At 51.6% G+C, this 14,868-nt stretch carries 13 protein-coding genes; 5 read left to right on the top strand and 8 right to left on the bottom strand.

Annotated features, from left to right (window positions below; all coding sequences use genetic code 11):
• Positions 1-15: 15 nt before the first annotated feature.
• The 4 genes from CHU94_RS08995 to CHU94_RS08975 form a co-directional block, all read right to left on the bottom strand.
• Positions 16-2,313, bottom strand: a complete 2,298-nt coding sequence (locus tag CHU94_RS08995; protein ID WP_141211430.1) for a phage/plasmid primase, P4 family — start codon at positions 2,311-2,313, stop codon at positions 16-18.
• 130 nt (positions 2,314-2,443) lie between these two features.
• Positions 2,444-2,710 (bottom strand): AlpA family transcriptional regulator, encoded by a 267-nt coding sequence (locus CHU94_RS08990; RefSeq protein ID WP_094479356.1) that lies wholly within the window; start codon positions 2,708-2,710, stop codon positions 2,444-2,446.
• Between the two features lie 492 nt (positions 2,711-3,202).
• Positions 3,203-4,099: a hypothetical protein gene (locus tag CHU94_RS08980; RefSeq protein ID WP_094478875.1), complete on the bottom strand. Its 897-nt coding sequence runs from the start codon at positions 4,097-4,099 to the stop codon at positions 3,203-3,205.
• A 91-nt stretch (positions 4,100-4,190) separates the two neighbouring features.
• The gene (locus CHU94_RS08975; protein ID WP_094478873.1) at positions 4,191-5,366 is read right to left on the bottom strand and encodes a serine hydrolase; all 1,176 of its coding nucleotides are present in this window, start codon (positions 5,364-5,366) and stop codon (positions 4,191-4,193) included.
• Positions 5,367-5,494: 128 nt separating this feature from the next.
• On the opposite strand from CHU94_RS08975, the gene CHU94_RS08970 reads away from it, so the two are divergent.
• Positions 5,495-5,794 (top strand): helix-turn-helix domain-containing protein, encoded by a 300-nt coding sequence (locus CHU94_RS08970; protein WP_094478871.1) that lies wholly within the window; start codon positions 5,495-5,497, stop codon positions 5,792-5,794.
• Here CHU94_RS08970 and CHU94_RS08965 read toward each other — a convergent pair.
• From CHU94_RS08965 to CHU94_RS08950, 4 genes are read right to left on the bottom strand one after another with little or no spacing between them, the layout of a single operon-like run.
• The gene (locus CHU94_RS08965) at positions 5,766-6,449 is read right to left on the bottom strand and encodes a hypothetical protein (RefSeq protein WP_094478869.1); all 684 of its coding nucleotides are present in this window, start codon (positions 6,447-6,449) and stop codon (positions 5,766-5,768) included. The two genes, CHU94_RS08970 and CHU94_RS08965, sit on opposite strands and share 29 nt — an antisense overlap.
• Positions 6,437-7,090, bottom strand: a complete 654-nt coding sequence (locus CHU94_RS08960) for a hypothetical protein (RefSeq protein ID WP_094478867.1) — start codon at positions 7,088-7,090, stop codon at positions 6,437-6,439. Before CHU94_RS08960 ends, CHU94_RS08965 begins: the two co-directional genes overlap by 13 nt.
• Complete coding sequence (locus CHU94_RS08955; RefSeq protein ID WP_255033890.1) at positions 7,090-7,380, bottom strand: hypothetical protein; 291 nt, start codon at positions 7,378-7,380, stop codon at positions 7,090-7,092. The genes CHU94_RS08960 and CHU94_RS08955 overlap by 1 nt, the downstream gene beginning before the upstream one ends.
• 23 nt (positions 7,381-7,403) lie before the next feature.
• Complete coding sequence (locus CHU94_RS08950) at positions 7,404-8,303, bottom strand: tyrosine-type recombinase/integrase (protein ID WP_094478863.1); 900 nt, start codon at positions 8,301-8,303, stop codon at positions 7,404-7,406.
• 244 nt (positions 8,304-8,547) lie between these two features.
• On the opposite strand from CHU94_RS08950, the gene CHU94_RS19235 reads away from it, so the two are divergent.
• The 4 genes from CHU94_RS19235 to CHU94_RS08935 all read left to right on the top strand — a co-directional run bounded on the left by CHU94_RS19235 (position 8,548) and on the right by CHU94_RS08935 (position 14,868).
• Positions 8,548-8,721 (top strand): hypothetical protein, encoded by a 174-nt coding sequence (locus tag CHU94_RS19235; protein WP_176451973.1) that lies wholly within the window; start codon positions 8,548-8,550, stop codon positions 8,719-8,721.
• Positions 8,722-9,147: 426 nt separating this feature from the next.
• Positions 9,148-11,802: a DNA methyltransferase gene (locus CHU94_RS08945; protein WP_094478861.1), complete on the top strand. Its 2,655-nt coding sequence runs from the start codon at positions 9,148-9,150 to the stop codon at positions 11,800-11,802.
• A complete protein-coding gene (locus tag CHU94_RS08940; RefSeq protein ID WP_094478859.1) occupies positions 11,795-13,714 on the top strand; it encodes a DEAD/DEAH box helicase in 1,920 nt (639 codons plus the stop codon). The genes CHU94_RS08945 and CHU94_RS08940 overlap by 8 nt, the downstream gene beginning before the upstream one ends.
• Complete coding sequence (locus tag CHU94_RS08935; protein WP_094478857.1) at positions 13,711-14,868, top strand: GIY-YIG nuclease family protein; 1,158 nt, start codon at positions 13,711-13,713, stop codon at positions 14,866-14,868. The genes CHU94_RS08940 and CHU94_RS08935 overlap by 4 nt, the downstream gene beginning before the upstream one ends.

Below are 14,868 nucleotides of genomic sequence, written 5' to 3'. Positions count from 1 at the left end.
GGCGTCATTTTTAACCTATTTTTCTAGCTTGAGGTCAATGCCGAGAAATGTGTTGTACCCGTTACGGCGTTTGGTTGGATGCCCCTTTTTTACCATGGCTTTATGGAAGCGCTGAATCGATAGTGCAACCCGCCCCGTACTACGGATGAACTGAATGTAGTCTTTGTAGGCGACTGATGCCTGCACCTTCTTTTTCGATCCAGTCGAACACTTTTCAGCGATCCAATTGGCCACCGAATCACTTTTCGCCATGGCGGTTTTTTTTGCTTGATCTACCTCTTCGCAACTACCCAATCCATTTTTTCGGTAAGCCTTTGTGCCCTCGATCAGCCAGTTGAGCACCCCCGAGGCCTCCTGCGCTAGCTCGTCATCTAAGTTGCGGTTAACCTTCTCTACCTTTCCATCGCAAGGAATGATGACCATACGGCGCCATATGGCTTTTTGTTGACGATCAACGTCGGGCAGCTCATTTGTTGAAAGCCAAAGCTTTCCTACAGGACGAAATTCGCCTTGGGATGCATACCCATCTCGGGCCGTGAATGTATCGTTACCAGAAAGCTGCTTGAAGAATGCTGCGTCAAACGGCTTGCCCTCCTGCCCCTCCCCACACAAATACATTCGAGCACCTCGCAGTGCCATCAACGCCGGTGTTGGCGAGTTCGGATTACCCGAATATGCCTTAGTCAATAAATTGGGAGCTATCGAAATTACATATTTCCCAAGTACAAACTCCATCACGCGACTAAGTACACCCTTGCCGTTTTCTGTGTCACCCAACAAGATAAATGCAACCTGTTCTTTTCCATGCCCCAAAAGCATATAGCCCAAAACGCGCTGTAAATACTCCTCTAGCTTTGGTCTCCCGCAGGTAAAAAAATTCATAAACTTCTTAAACTTGGGCGCGGTAGCCTGATGGTCAAACACAACGTTCGCCTGAACAACGAGCATGTCCTGGGGTGTTGACGGACGAAACTCACCTGTTCTTAGATCAATAACACCATTCTTCACGGCCAGAAGGTATGGATTGGCATCGAACATTTCCGACGTCGCGGACAATAGCGGATGTGTTGTTGCGCTGCCCAGCAATGCGCGAACTGCCGCCATTGAGCGTAGAGAACTCGCCTGTTTTCGATTGAACTGTTCACCAGTCGCATACAAATCTGTTGCAATCTTTTGAGCGATATGTCTGGCCCGCTGCTCAACGAGCGCAGGGTCTACCGTCCACACAGATTCCTGCCAAACCAGCCATGCCTTCCGTCCTGCGTCGTATCGCAGAGTGTCCTTGGCTTCTTCGGCAAAGCGATCTAGAACTGCAAAACTATCCACGAATGCAGGCATCACATCCGCCTTCACCTGACTTGGAGAGTATTTCGATGCCAAGTCGAATAGCGTTGCCACCGTTACGCGGCCGTTGGACTTCAAACTTTTCCAAGCCTTTTGCTGGTCCTTCTCAACATAGCCAGGCTCCCCCTTGCAGAAATCCTGGTATGCCTTGTAGCCTTCGTCATTTGGTACCGCTGAGTGCACTGCCATCATCAGTTTTAGCCACATTTCGCGGCCCTTGATTTCGGCCGGTGGTATCACCCCCAACGCACGACGAATGTCTTCAATGGGTACCTTGCTGTCATCTGGCTTTGCGACCACATTTGAATCGGAAGGTTGTTCCGGCACCTTCACGCCAAGTCCCTTGCACAACTTCCAAACATCTTTGTGGGATGCCTTGATATTGGCTACCAACAATTTGACTAGGTGAGTGCCTTTTTTGTGGTGGAGCGATCCGGCCAAACGGACAGTTGACGCTGGGCTGGTACGGGATAAATCTCCGCCAACGAACTTAGCCAAAGCCTTCTGAACTCTTGGAAAATCTTCCAATGGGCAGTTCTTAACGAGCCACATGACAAGACCACGATTCTTTGAAGTGCTAACCACAACGTCGGGGGGAAACTTGGAGTTACTGAGTTTTTTCAGACTTCGCTCAAAATCATTGTCGATGTCAATAAAGACGGAATTGATCTTGATGACGTTCTTTGCTTTTGCCCCTTTGCCATCGGTTATTTGAGGCAAGAAGGTGACGCGAGCACCACCAAGGTTTGCTTGTTCAAGCTCAAGCTTGCTACCTGTGTATGACCCATAAAGAAAGCGGCTGACCTCTGGACTTCCATCCATTTCTTTGTGAATACCGAACACAGCCTTTTTGCTACCCAGCACTATCCGCTTACCCAGCGCCATCATCTTGCGGTCAGGTTCTACTTTCGCAATTGAGTCGCCTTTTGCGCGGCTGCCTGTCTTACTGATTTTGTTAACTTTTCTCATGATCTCTACAAGCCTTAGGCTGTCAGATTTGGTCCTGCTCGGACGTGAATGAAAATGGGGCACGACCTTCGTCAACACCCCCAACAATTGGCAATGAACGCCCGCATCCCAGGAGCGCTTCTGCAATGCCCTAGTCCTGGGCGCTAACGCGTTCCAAATACGCCCGTATTGACTCAGCGGTCCATACGGTCACCCTTGCGGACAACTTTTTGCTCGCCGGGTATTGACCACTTTTGACACCAGCCCAGAACTGGGAAGGACTGACCGGGATGAACTTCAACACTTGAGGGAGTCTTAACAATCCAGTGTGCGGAAGAATCGGATGGTCTACATCTACGGATTTGCTTTTACCCGGCCCTGTTATCCGGGAAATTGGCTGCTTTTTAATGTCGCTCATATCACCTTTCGTTCGAGTTGCAATGAAGGTGATTAAGCCGACAAACGGGAAGCCCGTTTCCGCCAAATCAGGGGCATTTTTTAGCGGAAAAGAACTATCAGCATTGAGTTAACGTCGCACTGCGAGTTAATCCATCCTGTTGCTCCCTCCCCCACGACAAAAAAGTGGAGGAAGTGGAAGATGTTTACCGGAGCTTGATGACGAATGGTGTTTCTTTTTTCTTCATTAGAAAAAAGAAGAAACACCATCTGTTTGGATATGCCCTCCACTTCCTCCACATTCTTCGTGGGGGGATAGGCAAATCACCTAAGAAATAAAGTGGAGAAAACAAGGTGCTGAATTTATGGCTCCAGATCCGCCAAAGGACTTGACGGAGCTCGCCACCAATTCGACCAAGATTGGTGGCGATATTTGCTGGAAACCAATGCGAAGAATTGCGCCCCGAAATATTTCCTCAACCTCGTCTTCACGTCCAGCTCAATCACAGCCAGGCTACTGAACGACCTTGCGAATCTCCGAGGCCATTGCATCAATGACCTGCTTCTCAATCCCAAAGTAGCTGTGCGGCGCAAACGGTCCGCAAGCACCGCTGATGGGATCAAAGCCCCCTTCCATCCAAATCAGCTTCTTGGTATTTGCATTTAGACCCGTATAGAAACCTTCAACTTCCCTGGCCGGTGCACTGCCGCAGGCGTCTTTCCTATGTGCGAAGACCAATGTTGGCAGTTTGTATTGCAACTGAGTGAGCGCCGCACTCCCGGCCTTGAAATGTGCTGGACTACTGAAAAGGTAAGCCCTGACATTAGGGATATCAAGCCCGGCCGCATTACCCAGAGAATGCGCACCGTTTGAGTGTCCAAACAAAACCAGCGGTCCTGCAAAGCGTTTAGACACTTCGTCCAGCACCGCTTTCAAATCCGTCCGATGTTCGGGACCGGCCCGCCAGCTCACGTCAGATATTCCATCCTTGCCCAAGCGATCAGACGGTGCGTCCACGATGAAGGTAGCAATCTTGTTCGCCCACCAAAAATCTCGGGTCCTGGGCTGGAAACTGAAAGAACGATCCAACCTGTCATTGACTATCGATAGAACACCACTCCCGCCCAGCAGGATGACGATGCCGACATCGGCATCTTTTGGGACATTCGCAACGACATCTACCAATACGTTTCGAGGGCTTGCGACCTTGAATAGCTCTTCCTCCGGCTGCTGTTGCAGGAACAGGCGGGCATTCTCCTTGTTCTTCTTCTGCGCACTCGGAAGGTACTCATCAGCATCGTCGTAGCGCGGCACTTGTATGGGCTGGGCAAGTGCCAATCCGTGGGCAACTATTACCAGTGGCAAGAAGAGCCGCCGTCCTGCGGCAAATACCTTCATCACGTTTTTCATACTTTCTCCCTCTTTGGTTTGTTACTGCTTTTCGCAGACCTACTTCACGAGAGCGGGTGCCTTCCTGTAGTAAGTCTGCTGCCCCTAGCCCTTATAGCTGCCCCCAGGCTTTTGCGATCTCATACACATCCGACATCCAGTTCTCAGCATTGGAGAACACGATGACTATGCGGTCATTGCTCTTGTTCCAGCCAATCCGTTGGCCACCCCATCCAACTGCCCAGGCGGTGTTGGGTGCAATGTCGTTGTCAGTCCAGGTGAGATACCCATAGCTGGAAAACTGCTTACCGTCTTTGCGCGATGCAGGGCTATAGCCATTGCTGATCTGCTTGCTCATGGCGCTGCGAACGTAGTCCCCAAAGCAGCCTGGCTCCTTGGAGGATTCTTTGACCCAAATGGCAAAGCGAATCCAGTCGTCCTTCAGCATACGAACATTGCCATCTGCTTGCACGTGAGAGAACTTGTCCACTCCAATAATGACCGATTGGGAGATACCAGCCGCCTGCAACACGTTCTCAGTTACCCATTGAGCAAACGGCACCCCAGTCGCATTCCCAACCATGATCCCAAGTGTCAGCGGATCAGTGCTTTTGTACAAAAAAACCTCGCCAGGTTTATACGACGAGAAGACCCCGCGATCGGAACGCGAGATACGATCCTCAAGTAGCGTGTCCAATATGTTGAGCTTGCCCTCTCCCCAGAGCTTGTTTTGGGCAGGAGTGAAAGCAGTACCTCCTGGCCCGCCAGCAGGCATGCCAGATGCCATTTTCAGGAGATCAACCACGGTGACGGCGCCCAGGTCCTTGCCTTTTAGTTCTGGAATAACCTGGTCGCCCCGTGTCGAGAACTGTAATTTCCCAGCACAGATTGCCTTGCCAACTGCCATGCTGGTGATGGTCTTGCCCACACTAAAGCTGAACAAGTAGGCGTCCTCATAGGCCGGGGCTTTAGAGTCTTCATAGACAACTTCGCGGCCATCGATCAAAGCGATGACCTTTCCGGGCTGTTTGGAGAACAGGTGCTTCGCTTTTTCAACGACAGGCAGCTCATCGCTGGTTGGCTCGCGCCGGGTAATTTCCGATGGGGTGTCCGCAGGGGCACCGCGATAGAACCACGGACGCCCTTTTCCGACCAGCCAATCGTCTGGGGCCATCGCCACACCCTGGTTCATCGGCAGAATCGACTGGGCATGTACGACAGTAGGACTGCAAGCCATGGCCCCCACCAGTGGCAGCAGCGAACGAATCAATCGATAGCACTTTTTCATTTTTCATTCCCCTTAGTCTTTGTTACCTGATCGGAGCATGTGTCGTTTCTGTCACATGTACCAAGTCGGTACTATTTTGCATGAGTATTTTTTGGACTATCAGCTCACCCGTTTCAGTGAGTGTTTTGATGTCCGTGATTGGTAGACGCCTCAGGCAAGCCCGAGAGCGACTTGGTCTATCGCAAGAGAAAGTTGGTCAGGAGGCCGAGTTGGATCCTGGCTCTGCGCGGGTGCGTGTAAATCGCTACGAGAACGGCAATCGAACACCCAACCCTGAGCTTGTCGAGGCGTTTGCAAAGGTCCTGAAAGTACCTGCCACCTACTTCTATGCCAAGGACGACAACGAAGCAGAATTGCTTTTGGCCTTCCATCGCTTGAGCAAGCCGAAGAAAACCAAGGTCATTGAGTTCGCCTCTTCACTGGGTTGATCGCAGGCTGCTTGATGACCTGAAGCGCAGCTGCCGCATCAGGTAGCTCTGTCAGCAACTTGACTAGATTGCCCTGCAACTCCCCCCTGCAACACTTCCTGGCCAACCACAGCACCTCAAGTAGGTCTTCGTAGATTTCCGGTGGGCGATGTGCCGGTGATCCTGCATCCATATCAATGAAGACCATCCGGCCGCAGTTGCCGCTTTCCCGTTCGACAATGACATTGCGCCCTTTGTCGAGGTCGCCAATGCCCAGACCCCGTGCATGGATCGGTGCCAGGGCTTGCAGCAGTTGGATCACCAGTTCCGTTGGATCGCGTATGTGGCCTCGTTCAATCTTCATGGCCAAGGTCTCTCCTGGGGCGTAGTCAAGAAGTATCCAGGGTCGTTCTGACACGCGTCGTTGCCCTTGCAGCACTCCCCATTCCAGACACTGTTTCACGCTGGAGAGGCCTGCGTACTGCAGCCAATGCTTGTAGGTGTGCTGCACGTCGGCCAGGATATTGGTGCGCTTGAAGAGCTTCAACGTGCGAAGCTTGCCATCCCGCTCATCACGCACCAGGTACACCACAGCCTCATATCCGCTGCCTAGTTTGTGCTGAATGGTGAAGTCCTTGATGCGGTCACCTTTGACCCAATGATTCAGGTCTCCCATGATTTCTTCTTTCTCAGGGCAAACACACACTTGAGCGTGACGGTTTGAATGTCACCGTCCCAGGTGGTGTAGTACAGATACTTGGAATCTGGCTTGCCAGTCAGCTCCAGCCTTCCGTTCCACGCCACCATGCGGCCAATTGGAGCCGTCGGATCGAGCACCAGAAGCGCCGTTGGCTTGGTGCCGGTGGTGTCGGTGCGCCATTCAACGCCAATGGCTAATTTCCATTCTGAGTAGCGGAAACTGTTGTCGCCAATGCAAAGCAGTGATACCTCGCCTTCACTGAGGCGAGAGATAGCGCCTTGCAGGAGCCAATCCCGTTTGCCCCGAAATCGGAGTGCCCGCACAAAGCGGCGTACTGTCGTCAGCAGTTCCGCCATGCCCTTGTCATCCAGGCCGAACGAGGATTCCAGCCCTGCCAAAAAGAAGTCCTGGAGCCGCCCTTCTGGGACTGCGTAGGCGGATCGGATGTGGGAGCGGCTTGTTACGCCCAGCACGATGAGGGCCATGCAGGCACACAGGTAGCCACTGACTGACCCGCTGATACTGCCCTTGGCTAGGTATGCGCGGGAGCGGCCTTTCATGCGCCAGTTTTCAGGATTGGTGGAGCCAGGATGGAGTCGCATGGTGAGGGTGCCCATTAGTACTCCTCCGGCAAGAGCAGCGTCGTAACCTGGTAGGCCTCGCCCTCAGCATTGCAGCCTTCACTGATGATCCAGAGCTTCCAGCTAGCCTCCTGCGCGTTGCGTCCCACCCTATAGCTCGACAGCACCCGCCCGCCGTGGGCAATGGATGCGAGATTGGCTTGCTTGTCTTCTTCATCGAGGTCACCAAAGTCACCGGTGACGTGTTGGGCAAGAAACTCCAACGGATGGCGCCCGACTTCGGCCAGCAATTGCAAAGCGCCAGGGGTAGCAACGACTTGTCCCAAACAGAACAGTGGCGGTTTGCTGCTCATCGCACACCTCGCGCCATTTCTGCCATGCGTCCTGCGCGCAGGCTTTGTCCCGAGTACTTGGAGGCATCCAGACCTGCTGCAGCCACCATCTGCTTGACTATCACGCTGACCCAGCTACTGTCCAGCCGGTCCTCAGAAAGCGCACCGCTACGATCTGCCCGCCGGAACAAGGGGCCTGTAGTACCTTCAATGTCCCAGGCTGCGCGCTGCACAAGCTCGCGGACCAGGGTGGCACCGCACAAATCCCCGCCAGTAACCGGAATTGCTATCTGTCGGGAGGTACCGAGTTGGACGATCAGCGCATCAGGAGTGAATCGCAAGTCTTCGATATTGAGGCGGACGGCTTCACCTCGGCGTAACGCTCCCATGAACATCAATCCAACCAAGGCCCGGTCGCGTCGTTCTTTCATGTTGCGCGGCAGGGACTCCAATATGCGTCCCAGGATCGAGCGTGTGATGGGGGCGGCAGAGCGGACTGCGCGTCGGCGGGTGCTGATAGGTGGGGTCTCTACCCCGTCGAGAACTGACTTGTCTGGGACGAAACCTCGGTGGAGGTTTTTGAGTACAGCCGTCAGTTCCGCGGTTGGTGATGGGAGTTCCAATGACAGGTGAGCATGCCGCACGGCCATCATGCGTCGGTACAAGGTGTTAGGTGCTACCTTATTGCGGTGCTTCCAGATGTAGGCACGCAGGGCTTGCGCATCACAGGGGACCGCACCGCCACCCTCCTTGAACAGGCGCAGGTCCTTGGCATATGCGTCGGTCGATGCGTTGGACAGTGGCGAACCTCTGGGACGACGTGGCGGCCGTTTGCTGGGGCTGACGTTTCCATCCACAACGGTTGGGACCGGATTGAAGTCAGCGGGCGACGTTGAAGGCGAAGGCAGTTGTTGCATGTGATACCTCAAGGTGGTGGTAACCCCGCCCACTGATGCCAAAACGACAGGCAGGGCTGCGCCTGGCCTAGTTGACGGCCATGACACACGCCCATGCGGCGGCGCAACTGGATGCCCACGGGAAAGCCAGCTACATCAGGTGAAGTGGGGAGTTAGGGAGAGGAGAGAAGAAGCCTTGACCTGGTAGAGGAGATCAACACCCGAGCCATGGTCATGCGGCGGTAGAGCCGAGTCCCTGACCTGGATGAGCAAAGCACTTTCTAAAGGTTGGCGCGGTCCATTTGGTACGCCATGGATGGTGCGTTTGGCTCTGGAAAGAGTGCAATGCCGGCAGCTAGATTTTAGCTTATTTATGCATTTTCATAGCAATAAATATCCAAAATACAAACAATTTACACAGCAAATCCATGTAAGTTAGCAGATTTACTCTCGAACGCTGAATGTTTTCGCTGGCTCGAATTGTCATATGCGGCCAAGCCGATCTGGCTCAGCCGACGCTATCGGGTGGAAATACTGCGGCCCCGGAAAGATGTGCTGCTAGCATTTGCGATTGTCAATCAAACGGAAGGTCATGAGGTATTTGTGAATGTGGACAAATCTTCGGAATCAGTGTGGGAGAAAAAGGTGACCTTCTTAATTTGTCGAAAAGACCAGGATGTAGAGAACTTGTAGCGTATTGGTGAGTTTGAGAGGCAAAAGCTCCACCCTTGCTTTTTGCCAATCTTATCAATGGTGCCCGGATTGGGATTCCTCAGGATGAAATTTTTAGCCACTTGAAGAAAAACAGCAGGTATCAAACCAACCTTATTGTTTGCGAACTTAGCCAAGAAGACTATTAAAGTAAATGCACATTGCTCAAATTGCTGAAGGTGTTCGCAACCTTCTTCTCAATACCAAGCCTGAAACCTTTATCTATGATTTGCTGACTGCTTACGGCAAGCCCAAGGCATCTGTGACCAGGTTGCAGGCTGGTGAGTACAACATTTCCAAGGACAAGGACTATGTCCTTTGGAAAAGCAATGTGTACTTCACACACACTGGAAATCATGCCCCTGCCCAAATCATGGAGCAGATGAAGCAGGCTGATCCTGTCAAGAAGCACAAGCCACGATTCATCATTGCCACGAACTTTGACAAGTTCTGTGCATACGACACCAAGTCTGAAGAGACTTTGGATATAGCGTTTGTAGAGTTGGCGAGCAGGTTTGATTTCTTCCTCCCGTGGGCTGGCATGGAGAAATCAAAGCAGACTCAGGACAGTCCCGCTGATGTCAAAGCCGCCGAGAAGATGGCGAAGCTCTATGACCTCATCCTTGAGCAGAATCCAGTTCAAAACGATGAGCAACGCCACATCCTCAACGTTTTTTTGTCTCGCCTGTTGTTCTGCTACTTTGCAGAAGACACCACCATTTTTGAAGCGAAGCTATTCAGCAAGAGCATTGAGTCTCACACCAGTGCAGACGGTAGCGACCTTGCCGAATACCTTCAGGGCCTCTTCAAGGTGCTGGATGAGGAAAGCCGGGAAGGCACACCTAGCTACTACGAGAAATTCCCGTATGTGAACGGTGGCTTGTTTGAAAAGCATGTCCCAGTTCCAGCCCTCAACAAGCGCTGCCGTGAGCTTCTGATTCGTTGTGGTTTGGACTTGGATTGGTCAGAGATCAACCCTGACATTTTCGGCTCAATGTTCCAGGCCGTCGTTGATGTTGAGCAACGAGGCAACATGGGGATGCACTACACCTCATACCAGAACATCATGAAAGTAGCTGGCCCGTTATTTTTAGATGCTCTGCATGAAGACCTGGACTCACACAGAGGTAATGCAAAAAAGCTGGAGGAGTTGCTTTCACGGCTCACTAAAATCAAGATATTTGACCCAGCTTGCGGTTCTGGCAATTTCTTGATTATTACTTACAAGGAGCTGCGCAAGCTGGAAATGGAGATTCTTGAGGCGTTGGCAGCATTAAATCAACAGCATGCCTTCTCGTTAAGCGGAATCAGACTGAGCCAGTTTTACGGCATTGAACTTGATGACTTCGCATCTGAGATTGCGACGCTTGCCCTGTGGTTAGCAGAGCACCAGATGAATGTGATCTTCTATGCCCGCTTCAAGACCACCTCACCCACTTTGCCACTGAAGCCGAGTGGGAACGTCAAATGCGGAAATGCGGCACGCACGCCTTGGCAAAGTGTATGCCCTGCCAACAAGGATGAGGAAATCTACGTTCTTGGCAACCCTCCTTACCTCGGAGCAAGGCAGCAATCATCCGAGCAGAAAACAGATGTAGAACTGAGCTTTTCAAAGATTCAAGGTAGTGGGGACTTGGACTACATCGCAGTGTGGTTCCTGAAAGCGGCTGAATACGCCGAGAAAACGAATGTTCGCTTTGCATTTGTATCAACCAACTCCCTGACACAAGGGGTACAGGTGGCGATCTTGTGGCCTCTACTGTTCGGGAAAGGTCTTGAGATTTTCTTCTGCCATCTCTCATTTAAGTGGGAAAACAGTGCAAAGAAGAACGCAGCAGTTATTTGTGTGATCGTCGGCCTTCGTCATGTTTCACAAGAAGATAAGTTCATCTTTGATGACGGCCTGCGCAAGAAAGCAAAGAACATCAATGCTTATCTTGCCGATGCAGAAAACCTGTTCATCTATCCTAGAAAAACGGGCCTATCAGCTTTGCCACCCATCAACTATGGAAGCTTCGCCTTAGATGATGGCAACTACACACTCACGGCCAACGAAGCAACGGCAATACGGCAGGAATGCCCCACCGCTTCCAAGTTCCTTCGTCCGTTTATCGGAGCGAGAGAATTGCTGCATGGTGAGGAAAGGTATTGTCTTTGGCTTAGGGATAATCTGGAAGAAGCACTAAAGTGCCGCCCCATTCAGATGCGCTACGAGAAAGTTAAAACTTGGCGCAGCAACAGTGACCGTGCAACGACTAAAAAACTGGCTGCAACCTCACATCTCTTTGCCGAGATCAGACAGCCTACTCAAAATTATCTGGCAGTGCCAACGGTTTCTTCCGAAAGAAGAAAGTACTTGCCGATTGAGTTCTTGGAATCAGAAGTCGTTGCATCAAACCAAATTTACGTGGTTCCCAATGCAACACCAATAGTTTTTGGGTTACTCGCCTCAAGATTCCACATGATTTGGATTGAAGCAGTTGGCGGCAAGCTGAAGAACGACTATAGATATTCCTCCGCGTTGTTGTACAACAATTTTCCTGTACCAGTCCTCAATGACAGCATTAAAAAGAAGCTCACGGTTGCTGTAGGCAAGATTCTGACCGTGCGCGAGTCATACAGCGAAATGACCTTGGCGAAGTTGTACGACCCCGATCTAATGCCCCCAGAGTTGCTGGATGCCCACCTTGAGCTGGACTCGGTTGTTGAGTCAGCTTATGGATTGACAGGTGATGTCACCGATGAAGACAGGCTTACTGCGATCTTCAAGCTCTACACAAAAATGACCAAAGGGACCATTCATGCCTAATCTTGTTGAAGTCACATATCACCAAACAGGTGAAAGCACCAAGCTCAACGATATGGGTATGCGTGAGATGCAAGCCCGCGCCTATGAAGCACGCAATGAGCAGTACCTGTTGCTGAAGGCTCCACCAGCTTCAGGGAAAAGCCGAGCCCTCATGTTCCTGGCCTTGGACAAGATCCACAAGCAAGGGGTCAAGAAGGCCATCATTGCAGTGCCAGAGCGCTCCATTGGGTCATCGTTCGCCTCCACCCCTCTCTCACAGCACGGCTTCTTCACAGACTGGGTAGTCAAGCCGGAGAACAACCTGTGCACGCCTGGTGGCGACTCCAGCAAGGTCACAGCCTTTCAGAATTTCTTGAAGGATGACAGCGACATCCTGATTTGCACCCATGCCACCCTCAGGTTCGCCTTTGAAGCGATTGAAGAGGAAGCCTTGGATGACTGTGTGCTTGCGATTGACGAGTTTCACCATGTCTCAGCAGACGCCGACAGCAAGCTTGGATTCTTGCTTCGCAGTGTCATGCAGAAGTCCAAGGTGCACATCATTGCCATGACTGGCTCATATTTCCGTGGCGACAGCGTGCCGGTGTTGCTGCCAGAAGATGAAGCCAAGTTCGTGAAAGTGACCTACAACTACTACGAGCAATTGAACGGCTACACCTACATGAAGTCATTGGGCATTGGGTATCACTTCTATCAAAGGAAGTACCTCAGTGCTATTGCCGATATTCTGGACACCGACAAGAAGACCATCCTGCACATTCCTCATGTCCGTTCAGGCGAATCCACCAAGGAAAAGAGCAACGAGGTTGACAGCATTTTGGACATCATTGGAGTTGTCCAAGCACAAGATCCAGAGACAGGGGTTATCACGGTAAGACGCCACACTGACGGCAAGATCATTCGTGTTGCAGATTTGGTGCACGACGAACCAAAGGCACGCGACAAGATTGTTGATTTCCTGCGCACCATCAAGACCCCCGAAGAGCTGGATCTCATCATTGCTCTAGGCATGGCGAAGGAAGGCTTTGACTGGTCATTCTGTGAGCATGCCTTGACCGTGGGCTACCGTGGGTCACTCACAGAAATTATTCAGATCATTGGCAGATGCACGCGAGACAGCCCGAACAAGTCTCATGCTCAATTTACCAACCTCATTGCTCAACCTGATGCACATGACGACTTGGTGAAGCTGGCCGTCAACAACATGCTCAAAGCCATTACTTGCTCCCTCCTAATGGAGCAAGTTCTTGCGCCGAACTTCAAGTTTAAGACCAAGCTCAACGACGACGACAAAGCCGGTCCCGGCGAAGTCAAGATTGGTGGATTCAAAGAGCCTTCAAGCAAAAAACTCAAGGACATCATTGAGCAAGATCTGAACGACATGAAGGCTGTCATTCTTCAAGATGACACCATGCTCAAGGCGATTCCAGGAAACGTTGATCCTGAAGTCATCAACAAGGTTCTCATCCCGAAAATCATCAAGCTTCGCTATCCAGACCTCACGGATGACGAAATTGAAACTGTGCGCCAGCACATCGTGGCTGACTCCGTTTTGAAGAGTGGTGAGTTCAAGGAAGACGGTGATCGCAGGTTCATTAAGATGGCTGGCAAGTTCGTGAATATTGACGACTTGCACATTGACTTGATTGATCGCATCAACCCCTTCCAGTCAGCCTTTGAAATCCTGTCCAAATCAGTGACTGCCAATGTCCTGAAGACCATTCAAGAAGCGATTGAAGCCACGCGGATTGTCATGACACCCGAGGAAGCCGTGATACTCTGGCCGAAGGTCAAGGAGTTCACCAAGATCCATGGCAACCCACCTGACCCCCAGTCCAACGATGCTCTAGAAGCACGCATGGGACAAGCCCTCATCTACATCCGCAACCAGCGCAGGCAGCAAGGCGTATGAAGAAGGAAGACTTGCTCAAACTGGTGGAGGACGATGATCTTGACTTGCTGAAGGTCAAGCCATTGGCTACCCCTGCGATGACGGCGGACCATCGCCTAGTAGCATCGTTCAAGGAGATAGAAGCCTTCGTAGCCAAGCATGGCGAGGAGCCTCAAGCGAACCATGCAGACATGCATGAATTCAAGCTTAACAGCCGTTTGGCAAGCATTCGCTCCAGCAAGCTCAAGTCCGATTCTCTTCGTGCCATAGACACCCACCAGCTCCTGAAAAAGGTGGTGGAGACGGTGGACGACATCTACGACGATGACGAGCTGGGGCTACTGGGTCCGGGTGAAGAAAGTATCTTCAACCTGAAGCATGTGCCTGCCACGATGAAGATGCCTGACAAGATTGCATCTCGCAAGCCTTGCATGGACTTCCCCCAGTTTGAGCCACTCTTTGACCTGTGCCACCGAGAACTCAAGGCGGGCATTCGTGAGATGCGTGCATTCACAGGTGAACAGCAAATCAAGCCAGGTCACTTCTTCGTGCTGCATGGCATCGTTTGCTATGTCGCTGAAGTGGGCGAGAAAGAAGTTAAGAATAAGAAGGTCAATGCGCGGCTTCGTGTCATCTTTGACAATGGCACAGAGTCCAACATGTTGCTTCGCTCACTTGCCACGGAGTTGTACAAAGACCCGTCAGGCAGGCGCATTCTGGACAACCATGAAAAGGCTTTGGAAGAGCTGGAGCTGATCAAAGAGGATGACCAAGCCACCGGCTTTGTGTATGTTCTGAAGTCGACCAGCCAGCTTCCAGAAGTGAAGAGCGTCAACAATCTCTTCAAGATTGGGTTCTCCACGACGACTGTTGAAGACCGAATCAAGAACGCGGCCAAAGAGCCAACCTACTTGATGGCGCCGGTCAAGATCGTCTCTGTCTTCCAGTGCTACAACCTGAACCCACAGAAGTTTGAAAACTTGCTGCACACCTTCTTTGGCAAATATTGCCTGGATCTTAAGGTAACGGACAGCCAAGGCAAGCTGCACATCCCACGGGAATGGTTCATAGCACCGTTTGACTGCATTGAGCTTGCCATCCAGCTTCTCATTAATGGCGAGATCGTTCACTATCGTTATGACGGCGACAGCGAGCAGGTAGTAGAACGAGACTAG

Source organism: Rhodoferax sp. TH121 (assembly GCF_002251855.1).
Classification (GTDB): Bacteria; Pseudomonadota; Gammaproteobacteria; order Burkholderiales; family Burkholderiaceae_C; genus Allorhodoferax.
The sequence above is the reverse complement of the archived record's forward strand: the minus strand, read 5'-3'. Positions and strand labels throughout refer to the sequence as shown.

What these genes read in the sequence shown, in the direction of transcription:
- CHU94_RS08995 (WP_141211430.1), bottom strand. Translation starts at nt 2,313, where the DNA reads ATGAGAAAAGTTAACAAAATCAGTAAGACAGGCAGCCGCGCAAAAGGC.
- CHU94_RS08990 (WP_094479356.1), bottom strand. Translation starts at nt 2,710, where the DNA reads ATGAGCGACATTAAAAAGCAGCCAATTTCCCGGATAACAGGGCCGGGT.
- CHU94_RS08980 (WP_094478875.1), bottom strand. Translation starts at nt 4,099, where the DNA reads ATGAAAAACGTGATGAAGGTATTTGCCGCAGGACGGCGGCTCTTCTTG.
- CHU94_RS08975 (WP_094478873.1), bottom strand. Translation starts at nt 5,366, where the DNA reads ATGAAAAAGTGCTATCGATTGATTCGTTCGCTGCTGCCACTGGTGGGG.
- CHU94_RS08970 (WP_094478871.1), top strand. Translation starts at nt 5,495, where the DNA reads ATGTCCGTGATTGGTAGACGCCTCAGGCAAGCCCGAGAGCGACTTGGT.
- CHU94_RS08965 (WP_094478869.1), bottom strand. Translation starts at nt 6,449, where the DNA reads ATGGGAGACCTGAATCATTGGGTCAAAGGTGACCGCATCAAGGACTTC.
- CHU94_RS08960 (WP_094478867.1), bottom strand. Translation starts at nt 7,090, where the DNA reads ATGGGCACCCTCACCATGCGACTCCATCCTGGCTCCACCAATCCTGAA.
- CHU94_RS08950 (WP_094478863.1), bottom strand. Translation starts at nt 8,303, where the DNA reads ATGCAACAACTGCCTTCGCCTTCAACGTCGCCCGCTGACTTCAATCCG.
- CHU94_RS19235 (WP_176451973.1), top strand. Translation starts at nt 8,548, where the DNA reads ATGAGCAAAGCACTTTCTAAAGGTTGGCGCGGTCCATTTGGTACGCCA.
- CHU94_RS08945 (WP_094478861.1), top strand. Translation starts at nt 9,148, where the DNA reads ATGCACATTGCTCAAATTGCTGAAGGTGTTCGCAACCTTCTTCTCAAT.
- CHU94_RS08940 (WP_094478859.1), top strand. Translation starts at nt 11,795, where the DNA reads ATGCCTAATCTTGTTGAAGTCACATATCACCAAACAGGTGAAAGCACC.
- CHU94_RS08935 (WP_094478857.1), top strand. Translation starts at nt 13,711, where the DNA reads ATGAAGAAGGAAGACTTGCTCAAACTGGTGGAGGACGATGATCTTGAC.